Origin of the sequence: Dysgonomonas sp. PH5-45 (genome assembly GCF_029893235.1) — a bacterium.
In the GTDB taxonomy this organism is placed as follows: domain Bacteria; phylum Bacteroidota; class Bacteroidia; order Bacteroidales; family Dysgonomonadaceae; genus UBA1309.
In genome coordinates this window covers 30556-43124 of the sequence record NZ_JARXWE010000005.1, presented here as the reverse complement: position 1 = coordinate 43124, position 12569 = coordinate 30556, and the positions used below count along the sequence as shown (strand labels likewise).

Genomic DNA, 12569 nt, shown 5'->3' with positions numbered 1-12569 from the left:
ACTTAATTATAAGTTAAGCGGTCTATTTTTTTTAATGGATCGCTTTTTGTGTATTATAATGTTTAAATAATTTTGCGAAAAATATCAAAAAGAAAGATTGATATAAATTTTACTGATTGCTCATTTCTTTTCTCTTTGTGCAATTTTTGCATTGTCTAAATGTTTTATAGCAAATTGACATTTTATAAGTCTTTTTTATGGAGATTAATTGAAATGAAAATCCTAAATTTGTGGGATTTTAGAAATGAAACTATTATTGGCACAGTCGGTAATAGTTTAGAGAGAACTTTATGTTGATATCCGTGTTTAAAATCTAATAAAAACAATATAGAAAAATATTATGGGAAGAGAAATCAAATTTAGTCTTGTCTATCGGGACATGTGGCAATCTTCTGGTAAATACCAGCCCCGTGTAGACCAATTGACACAAATCGCACCCGTTATCATCGATATGGGCTGCTTTGCTCGTGTAGAAACCAATGGTGGTGCTTTTGAGCAGGTTAACCTTATGTATGGCGAGAACCCAAATAAAGCGGTTCGCGAATGGACAGCGCCTTTCAACAAAGTGGGTATCCAAACTCATATGTTGGAACGTGGTCTTAATGCCTTGCGTATGTATCCTGTACCAAAGGATGTACGCCAATTAATGTTTAAAGTAAAATGTGCTCAGGGTACAAATATATCTCGTTCTTTCTGCGGATTGAATGACCCTCGTAACCTTGAACTTTCTGTAAAATATGCCAAAGAAGCAGGAATGATTTCACAAACTGCTCTTTGTATCACTAGTTCTCCTGTTCATACAGTAGACTATTATGTTGACTTGGCCGATAAGTTAGTAGACTTCGGTGCCGATGAGTTTTGTTTGAAAGACATGGCCGGTGTTGGTCGTCCTGCATTCTTGGGTAAACTAACAAAAGCCCTTAAAGACCGTCACCCAAATATTCCTATTGAATATCACGGTCATACAGGTCCGGGATTCTCTGTTGCTTCTATGTTGGAAGTAGCAAAAGCCGGAGCCGATTATCTGGATACAGCTATCGACCCTCTATCGTGGGGTATGATTCATCCCGATGTTATCACAATACAGGCAATGTTGAAGGACGCAGGTTTCTCTGTTCCTGAAATCAATATGAATGCCTATATGGAAGCTCGTGCTTTAACACAATCTTTCATCGACGATTTCTTGGGATATTTTATCGACCCATCTAACAAGCAAATGAATTCGCTTCTTGTAGGTTGTGGTCTTCCTGGTGGTATGATGGGTTCTATGATGGCCGACTTGCGCACTATGCACCCTGCTATCAACATGGCTCTTCGTAATAATGGTAAATCGGAAGTGTCGCTCAACGACCTTGTGGTTCAACTATTCCAAGAAGTAGAATATGTATGGCCTAAACTTGGTTATCCTCCATTGGTAACACCATTCAGCCAATATGTTAAGAACATCGCGTTGATGAATATCTTTGCAATGGCTCAAGGTCAACCTCGTTTCTCTAACATCGACAAAGACAGTTGGGGTATGATTCTTGGTAAAGCTGGTAAACTTCCTGGCAAATTGGACGACGAAATCGTTGAATTGGCTAAATCGAAAGGAATGGAATTCTATACAGGAAATCCTCAAGACGAGTATCCTGACGAATTGGATAAATACCGCAAAGAAATGGACGAAAACGGTTGGGATTATGGTCAGGACGATGAAGAATTGTTCGAACTTGCTATGCACGACCGTCAATACCGTGACTATAAATCGGGTCTTGCAAAAGAACGTTTCAACAAAGAAGTTGAGGCTGCAAGAGCTAAAGCCGGTGCGCCAATCGTTGTTACACGCGAGGTGGTTGAAGTTCCTCGTTTCGACGCGGAAGCTATCCAGGCTAAGTATCCGGATGCTAAACCATTGCAGGCAACAGTTAGCGGACAGGTTCTTTGGCAAGTTGATGTTGACGATGTTTCAACAGCACCTGTTGTAGGTACAACAGTAAAAGAAGGTGATGTAGTGTGCTTCGTTCAAACATATTATGGTATTGAAGAAGTTAAAGCATTGACTTCTGGTAAGATTGTACAAATCGAAACTAAACAAGGCGATAAAGTACAGAAAAACCAAGTATTGGCTTATATCAACTAAAAGACAATATTATTTTCAAATAAGAAAGCCCTGTGGTTGTTGCAACCGCAGGGCTTTCTGCTGTTTTAACAGTTTGATTTTCTGGTATATATTTGATGCAATGTAAGCATATAAGTCACATTATTATTTAAGGAAATAAATATTTGGCGATATCAATAAAAATTTATTACTTGGAAAAAGTAATGATAATACCATAAAGTGAATTAGAAGAAATGAATATTTTAAAGAAAACCATCCTACTTGTTTTTTGCTTATGCTATTCCTTTAGTATGGTTTACGCACAAGATGAAGCAGCAGAAAAAGTTATTATATTAGATGAGGTTATTATATATCCTACGAAAGCAAAGATATTGAAATCTAATATAAAGAAAGAAGTTAAAACTTCGTGTAAAGGATTTGCTTCGGTAATTTCATTGGTAACACCTACAAAAAATGCCCAATATGTAAAAGGAATAGAATTTTTCTTTAATAATAAATGGAGCGACTCAAAGAACGAAGGGTTCTATCTTAGACCTATTATAGTTAATTCGGTGAATAACAAGCCCGGGAATACTGTTTTGTACCGAGGTTACGATTACTTTGTGACAAAAAAAGTAGGGCAACGGGTCTATTGTGATTTCTCGGAAGCTCCTGCTTTTGTAGGAAACCTTTCTTCTTTTTTTATTGGAGTAGAGTTTGTTGAAAAACGGGGAACTTCGCCTGTTGAGGACTTTAATATAACGTTAGGTACAAGTAAGAAGGTAAACTATTCGTTTGTAAAGGGGCATTGCAATACATGTCAATATGCACCGCTTAATATTAGTCCGAAAGAAGGTTTACTCTTGAAATACAGACTGTTTTATGATTAACCGCAGGGCTTTTTGTGTATTTTTGGAGTCTATAGAATATCTGATGGCTTTATGATAATAACCCTTTCGCCTGCCAAATTGATGAACTTCGGAACTCCTGCCCTGATGCAAGAGTTGACAGTTGCGCCTTTTCAAGAAAAAGCGGAGGACCTGAATACCTTGTTGATGCGGCTTGATATGGATGCAATAAAAAGGCTGATGAAGATAAATCCGACTCAGGCTATTGAGGTTTTCCAATACATACATGGTTTTGATGATGAACGTACTCCCCGCAAACAAGCGGTATTTGCTTACAACGGAATTGCTTTTTCGGGATTGGGTGCAGGCAGCATGACAGCCTCCGATTTGCATTATGCTCAGAGTCGATTGCTTATTCAGTCGGGCTTGTATGGCGTTTTGCGTCCGTTAGATGCGATAAAGCCATATCGGTTGGAGATGCAAGCAAAACTGCGAAATAGTTCAGGAGAAAACCTGTATGCTTATTGGAGGGAGGCTACTACTCAATATTTGAGTAAAGCCCTTGGTGAGAATGGGAATGTATGGCTGAATCTGGCGTCGGACGAATATACAAAAGCAATTGACGTTAAAACTATATCGAAACATTCGCAAATAATAACCCCTGTGTTTAAGCAACAAACCGATTCCGGATACAGGCAAGTGGTGGTACACACCAAAAAAGCCCGTGGATTGTTGGCACGGTTCGTTCTGGTTAATAGAATTGAAGATACGGAGTCGGTAAAAGCTTTCGATTACGAAGGCTATACTTTCTCTCCACGCCTGTCGAACGGAAATGAATATGTATTTGTAAGATGACTTATCTTACTTTAATCCAAACTTTCTAACCGGGGATGTTCCATTTTGTATAATCTACGAATAATGCCATCTACCAAGCCGATTTTAGGTACATATATTTCGCTTACTTGGCATATTTGTATAATAGTAAGGAAAATATGGATTGCGGGAATAATAACATCGGCACGATATGAGTTAAGCTGATAATTGAGCATGCGTTCTTCGTAAGTCATGTTGCTTAAAGATTGATAAAGCTCTTCCAGTTCGGATTTCTTGATGGATTCTCCTTCCCGTTTTTTCAGAATTTTATATACTTTGTTGATATTTCCGCCTGAGGCAATAATATTGAAGGGACCGTATTGATTATAGATATCGGTTATTTTTTCTTTAAAATTGCTGCAAACATTGGTTTGTACCGCATTAGCCAACATTCGCACCGTACCTACCTGGAAAGAATAGCCGGCAACTTTTTTTTCGCTGCTATAAGCTAATGCTTCTGTGCTGCCACCACCTACATCAATATAGAGCAGGTTCTTTGTCAGATTGAGTGTCTTAAACTTTTGCAGGCCCCCGGCTTCGTGAATGATGTCAGCTTCTTCACTACCGCTGATTATTTCTATATTTAGTCCGGATTTTTGGTGTATAGCATCTATTACCTCTGCTCCATTCTTTGCATCACGCATAGCACTGGTGGCACATCCCCTGTAATAGTCAACATTATAGGCTTTTAAAATAAGCGCAAAGCCTTTCATGGTTTCACATAACAGCGAACATTTTTCGTCGCTTATATACCCTGAGGTGAAAACATCTTCGCCTAAGCGGATAGGTACACGCAGGTAAGCAACTTTTTTAAAGTCGCTGTTTTCGGGGAGTTCTTCTTTGTTATTTATAAGTAACCGAACGGCGTTCGAACCTATATCTATGGCTGCAAATGTGCTTGTGTTCATTTTTTTATTTCTGTTTTGAGGCGATAATACTCGTACAGTTCGGTTTGAGAGCGCCGTATCTTAGTATTATATTCCCTATGTACATAATTGTTATTGCCAAATACAGTTAGGTTGCGAGCCTTAACATTATCGGCCCACTGTATTTCAAAAATATCTTTTATTGTTTGGCGTATTTTGTCATCGAAGATGGGTGTTCCCACTTCTACACGCCTATCAAGGTTGCGAGGCATCCAATCGGCACTCATTATATATACCTGTTCTTTGCCGTTGTTATGAAAAATGGCGAGGCGCGAATGTTCCAGATACTTATCTACAATACTTATTACTTCTATATTTTCGCTCAGTCCTTTTACCTGTGGTTGCAAACAGCAGGCACTCCGCACAATAAGCCTAATCTTTACTCCTGCCTGACTGGCCTTGTAAAGATGTTTTATCATGGTTTCGTCGGTCAAGTTGTTCAGTTTGGCACATATCGAAGCCGGTTTGTTCCGGCGGGCATTGCTTATTTCTTGGTCTATAAGGTCTTTTAATTGGGAGCGCATATGGTAGGGCGATACAAGCAGTTTCTTGCAAACGAAACGTTTGTGGGTATTCCGGAAAAAGTCGAATATAGCACGCGCGTCGTTTACTATATGTTGGTTGGCGGTAAACAGGCCGAGATCGCTATATATCTGTGCCGACGATTCGTTGAAGTTTCCTGTGCCGATGTACGCATAACCTTTTGTTGCGCTTCCTTCCTTACGTTCCACAAGTACCAGTTTGCTATGTACTTTTATGCCGTTTATGCCATGGATAACCTTTACACCTCTTTTTTGTAACATATCGGTGCTTTCTATATTCTGCTCTTCGTCAAAACGGGCTGTCAGCTCAACCAATACCACTACTTCCTTACCATTTTTTGCGGCATTGATGAGGGTACGTATTACTTTCGACCGTTCGGCAGTACGGTAAAGGGTTATATATATGCTTTTCACCTTGGGGTCGATAGCTGCTTCGCGCAGAAAATCGAGAAAGTGATTGAATGTATGGTATGGATAATTGAGCAATATATCTTTTTTCTCAATAACTTTCAGTATGCTCGAAAAAGGTTTTATGTCGGGGTGGGTGAGTGGAGTAGGGTTGCAGTATTCGAGCGAAGGGCGCACTTTGGGAAATCTCATCAAATCTTTCAACATATGGTAGCGGTCGCCTGCTTCGAGGTACTTGCTGTCGGCTAACTTCAGTTTGGTGGCAATGATGGAGAATAAATCTTGCGGCATCTCCTTATCGTAGATCAGGCGTATAGGTTGTCCGTGTAAACGATCTTCCAAGCCTTCTTTCATTTTATCAATGATGCTTTTTGATATATCGTCGTTGAATGTCAATTGGGCATCACGCATGATTTTGAAGGCATAGGCCGATATTTCCTTGTAGGAGAACATAAAGAATATTTCGTCCAGACACAAGCGGATGATGTCGTCAATAAAGATGATTTTGTTTTTATTCTTTTTCGATGGCAGTACAACAAAACGCGGACAGGCAGAACTGACAGGTATCTGTATGATTGCGTATTTGTTGCCGTCGGTTTTGCCCGAACTCATTTTAACGGCATGATACACATTGTCGTCTTTGAGAAAAGGCAGTTGTATGGATTTACGGATAATGAGCAAAACCAAGCGAGGACTGATGATGTTAGAAAAATACTCACGGCAAAACTTTATTTGCTTATTGTTGAGCTGTGTTTCGTTCACCACATAAATGCCTTGCTTTTCCATTTCAGACAAAACATTGTAGTATGTGTCTATGAATATAGATTGGGCGTTTTTGGTGTGTTCGTTTATTTTTTGCAGCAATTCTTTGGGCAAAAAGTTGTCTGTGTTTTTTACAGACAGTTTTCCTTTTGTTCGTGCCTGACGCACAACATTTGCTACACGTACCTTAACAAACTGATCGTGATTGTTAGAGAAAATCCCCAGAAAGCGAAGCCTTTCCAGCAAGGGCACATTCATGTCTTGTGCTTCCTGAAGCACTCTGTCGTTGAACGTGAGCCAACTTAATTCACGGTTGTTTATAATCATTTTACTACAATTTCGGGTAATGTTAACGGGCTTTTGAAGCGCAGTGTGTTTTATGGTATGCGCCGCCATAATTATGCAAGGTATAATTTTTTTCGGGATGAAACGAGACGGGAAACTATGTTTTTCAAGATATAGTTCCTATTTGAGGTAATAATAGAGATAAACCAACCGGATAAGGGGCTGTTTTTGTTGGCGCATAATCAAAAAGTAAGCAAAAACGGTGGGTTATTCCCTCCAATGGAAAATATAGAGGATTATAATGTTAGAACTTAAATAAAGTGAAAAGCATAATGACATAATCAAAAGCATCTTTTTTTCCTGCTTATATTTTCCCGTTCTTTGATAATTTAATAGTAAATTTGCAGGCATTAATTCAAAATACTAACTTATTTATAATAAAATAGATCATGAATATTTCGCATATTGAACATCTTGGTATTGCTGTGAAAAGCATTGAAGAAAGCCTTCCATACTACGAAGGAGTGTTGGGCATGAAGTGTTATAACATTGAAGTTGTTGAAGACCAGAAAGTGAAAACTGCCTTCTTTAAGGTAGGACAAACAAAAATAGAGCTTCTTGAACCAACCAGTCCAGACAGTACTATCGCTAAGTTTATCGAGAAAAAAGGCGAAGGTATCCATCACCTTGCTTTTGCGGTAGCCGATGGTGTTGCCAATGCTTTGGGCGAACTTGAAGCAAAAGGCGTTCAGCTTATAGATAAAGCGCCTCGTGGCGGAGCCGAAGGTTTGAATATTGCTTTCCTTCATCCTAAATCAACATGCAGCGTGCTTACAGAGCTGTGCGAAGACCCTAAAAAATAAAAACTTACTGAAAATTAATTTCTTAGAATCAAAATAAAAGAATATGAGCCAACTTGAAAAAGTAAAAGAGCTTATTGAGCTTCGTGCAAAAGCCCGCCTTGGTGGTGGTGAAAAAAGAATTGAAGCCCAACATGCAAAAGGAAAGTACACTGCGCGTGAACGTGTTGCCTTGTTGTTAGACGAAGGCAGTTTCGAAGAGTTCGATATGTTTGTAGAGCATCGTTGCACAAACTTTGGTCAGGAAAAAATTAAATTCTTGGGCGATGGTGTTGTAACCGGTTGCGGAACTATGGACGGTCGTTTGGTTTATGTGTTTGCTCAAGACTTCACGGTTATAGGTGGTTCGTTGTCCGAAACAATGGCAATGAAAATCTGTAAAGTAATGGATATGGCAATGAAAGTAGGTGCTCCTTGCATCGGTATCAACGACTCGGGTGGTGCGCGTATACAAGAAGGTGTGAACGCATTGGCGGGATATTCTGAAATCTTCCAACGCAATATCCTTGCTTCGGGAGTTATTCCTCAGATTTCAGCAATCTTTGGTCCTTGTGCCGGTGGTGCTGTTTACTCTCCTGCTCTTACCGACTTCATTTTGATGACAGAAGGTAGCTCTTATATGTTCCTTACAGGACCAAAAGTTGTTAAAACCGTAACAGGCGAAGATGTAACCCAAGAAGAACTTGGTGGTGCAGGTGTGCATACAACAAAATCGGGGGTTGCTCAGTTCTCTGTTGCTAACGAAGACGAAGGTATAGAACTTATCAAGAAACTATACAGCTTCCTTCCTTCTAACAACCGCGAAGAAGCTCCACGCAAAGAATGTACCGACCCGATTGCCCGTATGGACGATTTGTTGAACGATATCATTCCTGACAATCCTAACAAGGCATACGATATGTATGACGTAATAGGTTCTGTTGTTGACAACGGCGAGTTCCTTGAAGTACATGCAAACTATGCTAAAAATATTATCGTAGGTTTCTCTCGTATGAACGGACAGTCAGTGGGTATTGTAGCCAATCAGCCTAAATATATGGCTGGTGTTCTTGACATCAATGCTTCGCGTAAGGCTGCACGTTTTGTACGTTTCTGCGATGCTTTCAATATTCCTCTCGTAACTTTGGTAGACGTTCCCGGATTCCTTCCCGGAACAGGACAAGAATACGGCGGTGTTATCACTCACGGAGCAAAACTCCTTTATGCTTACGGTGAGGCTACTGTGCCAAAAGTAACAGTTACTTTGCGTAAATCGTACGGAGGTTCGCACATCGTGATGAGCTGTAAACAACTTCGTGGCGACATCAACTACGCATGGCCAACTGCCGAAATTGCAGTTATGGGTGCCGATGGAGCGGCAGAAGTATTGTATGCTAAAGAAATTAAAGCCGAAACCGATCCTGCTAAACAAGCAGAAGTGGCAGCCGCTAAGAAAGATGAGTATAACAAACTGTTCTGCAATCCTTACAATGCAGCCCGTTATGGTTATATCGACGATGTTATTGAACCTCGTAACACTCGTTTCCGTGTGATTCGCGCTTTAGAGCAATTGAGAACAAAACAACAAGTTAATCCTGCTAAAAAGCATGATAACCTGCCTCTATAATTTCTAACCGAGAAAAAAGAAAGAAAATTATGAGCGAAATTAATAACGATGTCTTAGCAGCTATTGCAATGGCTATCTATGAGCTTCAGGACGAAGTGCATGATGTGGAAAGCAATGTGCTGACAATTAAGAGACAGCCACAGGAGTATCTGCCATGGGCGGCCAAAGAATTGCTGTTTAGACAACAACCAAACAAAATGTAAAAACGAGTTAGATATATGAAAACGTTTAAATATAAAATAAACGGCAAAGAGTACGAAGTAGCCGTTGACAAGTTTGAAGACCAGTTGGCGGAAGTAACCGTAAACGGAGCTTCTTATAAGGTAGAGTTGGAGAAAAAAGAAGAGCCTGCCGCCGCGCCAAAAATACAACGTCCTGTTGCAAGCGCGTCTTCGGCTCCTGCTGCCGCAGGTTCGGGTGCCGGTACTATCAAATCGCCACTTCCCGGTATCATTGTTGATATCAAGGTTAAGGTGGGCGATGCTGTAAATAAGGGCGATGTTGTTGCCGTGCTTGAAGCTATGAAGATGGAAAACGCAATCAACGCCCCTGTTTCGGGTAAAGTTGCTTCTATCAGCGTTAATGCCGGTGATTCTATCCTTGAAGGTGTAACTATCCTTACAATAGAGTAAAAAACTATATTTAGTTATATGGATGTGAAGTCCCTTTGCAATTTTTTGCAAAGGGACTTTGTTTTGAGCGATGGAATCTTTAAAAAGTTTTTCTACCTTTGTTTATTCACATAAAACGATAGAACCGTGGCGAAAAAAGTTGCAGAAACCCCGCTGATGAAGCAGTATTTCGAGATTAAAAGTAAACATCCTGACGCAATATTACTTTTTCGTGTAGGCGACTTTTACGAGACTTTTTTGCAGGACGCTATCGATACTTCCAATATTCTGGGTATTACTCTTACCCAACGTTCTAACGGGGCGGCCCAGTTTGTTGAACTTGCCGGCTTTCCACATCATGCGTTGGATACTTATCTGCCAAAACTTGTCCGTGCGGGTAGGCGTGTAGCTATTTGCGATCAGTTGGAAGACCCCAAGATGACAAAGACTCTTGTTAAAAGAGGTATCACCGAACTGGTTACTCCCGGAGTATCTATCAATGACAATGTGTTGAACCACAAAGAGAATAATTTTCTCTGTGCTATTCATTTTGCGAAAAAAAATATAGGTATTTCATTTCTTGATATTTCGACAGGTGAATTTCTTGTAACCGAGGGACAGCAGGAGTATATAGACAAACTACTGGCCAATTTCTCGCCCAAAGAGGTGCTGATAGAGCGCGACAAGAAAAAACCGTTTGAAGAATATTTCGGTTCACGTTTTTTTACCTTCGAGCTCGAAGATTGGGTTTTTACTGCCGATGCCGCAAACGACAGGCTATTGAAGCATTTTGAGACAAAAAACCTGAAAGGTTTTGGTGTGGCTCAACTTTACGACGGAATCATTGCTGCGGGAACAATACTGCATTATCTGGACATTACACAGCATTGCCAGATAAGACATATAACAACACTCTCGCGAATAGAAGAAGACCGCTATGTGCGTTTAGACAAATTCACGGTGCGTAGCTTGGAAGTGATTTCCACGATGAACGAAGGGGGCAAGTCGCTGTTGAATGTTTTAGATCGTACGGTTTCGCCTATGGGTGCGCGTATGTTGCGTCGTTGGCTGGTTTTTCCACTCAAAGAGGTAGAGCCTATTAACGATAGGCTGAATGTGGTGGAATATTTTTTTCGTGACCCGCAATTGAAGCAGCTTTTGGAGGAACAGCTATCGCTGATTGGCGATTTGGAGCGTATCGTATCGAAAGTGGCCGTTGGGCGCGTCACTCCCCGCGAAGTGGTTCAACTTAAGGTTGCTCTCAATGCTATTGAGCCTGTGCGCAATGCTTTTCTGGATTTGGAAGAACACACCTTGAGGAAAATTGGAGAACAATTGGACTTTTGCCCTCCGGTAAGAGACCGGATAGAACGTGAGATACAAAACGATCCTCCGGCGCAGGTAAATCGTGGAAATATAATTCGCAAAGGTGTTAACGAAGAGTTGGATAGCCTGCGCGAAATAGCTTTCTCGGGCAAAGATTACCTGATGCAGATACAGCAGCGCGAAACGGAAGCAACAGGAATTTCTTCGCTCAAAATAAGTTTCAATAATGTTTTCGGTTATTATATAGAAGTCCGCAATACCCATAAGGATAAAGTTCCTGCCGACTGGATACGTAAGCAAACGCTCGTCAACGCCGAACGGTATATTACACAAGAACTGAAAGATTACGAAGAAAAGATTTTGGGGGCGGAAGAAAAAATACTGGCGCTCGAAACAACCTTGTACAACAATCTGGTAGAGAGTATAACGGAATATATACCTGTTATACAGCGCAATGCAAACCTTATAGCCCGCATAGATTGTTTGCTTTCGTTTGCAAAGGTAGCCGGGGAGAATAAATACGTGCGTCCTGATGTTATAGATTCGGATGTGTTGGATATAAAAGCAGGTCGCCACCCTGTTATAGAAAAGCAATTGCCGCTTGGCGAGCCATACATCGCCAATGATGTGCATCTTGACAGTAAGGCGCAGCAAATTATCATCATAACGGGGCCAAACATGGCGGGTAAGTCGGCATTGTTGCGGCAAACGGCTTTGATAACACTGATGGCGCAGGCCGGAAGTTTTGTTCCTGCCGAATCGGCCCGGATAGGACTTGTAGACAAGATATTTACCCGTGTGGGGGCTTCCGATAATATATCGTTGGGCGAATCGACCTTCATGGTAGAGATGAACGAAGCAGCCGATATCTTGAATAACCTTTCGGACAGAAGCCTTGTGCTTTTCGACGAATTGGGGCGTGGTACCAGTACTTACGACGGTATATCTATCGCTTGGGCAATAGTGGAGCATATCCATGAACACCCTAAAGCAAAAGCGAAGACACTTTTTGCAACACATTATCACGAACTGAACGAAATGGAAAAATCGTTCAAACGGATAAAAAATTACAATGTGTCTGTAAAGGAAATAGATAATAAGGTAATCTTTTTGCGTAAGCTGGTGAAAGGCGGAAGCGAACACAGTTTTGGTATCCATGTGGCAAAAATGGCGGGAATGCCTCCAAGCATAGTGAAGCGTGCATCCGATATTTTAGCTCAGTTAGAGACCGATAACCGTAAACAGGGCATAGCAAAACCGATGAAAGCAATCAGAGAACAGCGCGAAGGCTTGCAGTTGAGTTTCTTCCAGTTGGACGATCCCGTTTTGAGTCAGGTGCGCGACGAAATACTCTCGCTCGATGTGAACAACCTGACACCAGTCGATGCCTTGAATAAACTCAATGAAATAAAGAAAATAGTGAAAGGAAAATAAACAGGGAA

Annotated in this window: 10 protein-coding genes; 8 read left to right on the top strand and 2 right to left on the bottom strand. The window is 40.9% G+C overall.

Going from position 1 to position 12569, the window contains the following annotated elements; genetic code table 11:
• Positions 1 to 340 precede the first annotated feature (340 nt).
• The 3 genes from M2132_RS03090 (at position 341) to M2132_RS03080 (ending at position 3783) form a co-directional block, all read left to right on the top strand.
• Positions 341 to 2122 (top strand): biotin/lipoyl-containing protein, encoded by a 1782-nt coding sequence (locus M2132_RS03090; protein WP_280671234.1) that lies wholly within the window; start codon positions 341 to 343, stop codon positions 2120 to 2122.
• A 269-nt stretch (positions 2123 to 2391) separates the two neighbouring features.
• Positions 2392 to 2970 (top strand): hypothetical protein, encoded by a 579-nt coding sequence (locus M2132_RS03085; protein ID WP_280671233.1) that lies wholly within the window; start codon positions 2392 to 2394, stop codon positions 2968 to 2970.
• Positions 2971 to 3021: 51 nt separating this feature from the next.
• Positions 3022 to 3783: a YaaA family protein gene (locus M2132_RS03080; RefSeq protein WP_280671231.1), complete on the top strand. Its 762-nt coding sequence runs from the start codon at positions 3022 to 3024 to the stop codon at positions 3781 to 3783.
• Positions 3784 to 3794: 11 nt separating this feature from the next.
• Here the strand turns inward: M2132_RS03080 and M2132_RS03075 are convergent, their stop codons facing one another.
• Both M2132_RS03075 and ppk1 read right to left on the bottom strand, forming a co-directional pair.
• Positions 3795 to 4709 carry a hypothetical protein gene (locus tag M2132_RS03075; protein WP_280671229.1) on the bottom strand — a complete coding sequence of 305 codons (915 nt, stop codon included), beginning with the start codon at positions 4707 to 4709 and terminating at the stop codon, positions 3795 to 3797.
• A complete protein-coding gene (gene ppk1, locus M2132_RS03070; protein ID WP_280671228.1) occupies positions 4706 to 6766 on the bottom strand; it encodes a polyphosphate kinase 1 in 2061 nt (686 codons plus the stop codon). Before ppk1 ends, M2132_RS03075 begins: the two co-directional genes overlap by 4 nt.
• 407 nt (positions 6767 to 7173) lie before the next feature.
• On the opposite strand from ppk1, the gene mce reads away from it, so the two are divergent.
• The 5 genes from mce to mutS all read left to right on the top strand — a co-directional run bounded on the left by mce (position 7174) and on the right by mutS (position 12561).
• Positions 7174 to 7587: a methylmalonyl-CoA epimerase gene (gene mce, locus M2132_RS03065; protein ID WP_280671226.1), complete on the top strand. Its 414-nt coding sequence runs from the start codon at positions 7174 to 7176 to the stop codon at positions 7585 to 7587.
• Between the two features lie 43 nt (positions 7588 to 7630).
• The gene (locus tag M2132_RS03060; protein WP_280671224.1) at positions 7631 to 9190 is read left to right on the top strand and encodes an acyl-CoA carboxylase subunit beta; all 1560 of its coding nucleotides are present in this window, start codon (positions 7631 to 7633) and stop codon (positions 9188 to 9190) included.
• A 29-nt stretch (positions 9191 to 9219) separates the two neighbouring features.
• On the top strand, positions 9220 to 9393 hold the full coding sequence (locus M2132_RS03055) for a hypothetical protein (RefSeq protein ID WP_280671222.1): 174 nt from the start codon (positions 9220 to 9222) through the stop codon (positions 9391 to 9393).
• A gap of 15 nt (positions 9394 to 9408) precedes the next feature.
• Positions 9409 to 9822, top strand: a complete 414-nt coding sequence (locus M2132_RS03050; protein WP_280671221.1) for a biotin/lipoyl-containing protein — start codon at positions 9409 to 9411, stop codon at positions 9820 to 9822.
• A 156-nt stretch (positions 9823 to 9978) separates the two neighbouring features.
• A complete protein-coding gene (gene mutS / locus M2132_RS03045) occupies positions 9979 to 12561 on the top strand; it encodes a DNA mismatch repair protein MutS (RefSeq protein WP_280671357.1) in 2583 nt (860 codons plus the stop codon).
• Positions 12562 to 12569 lie beyond the last annotated feature (8 nt).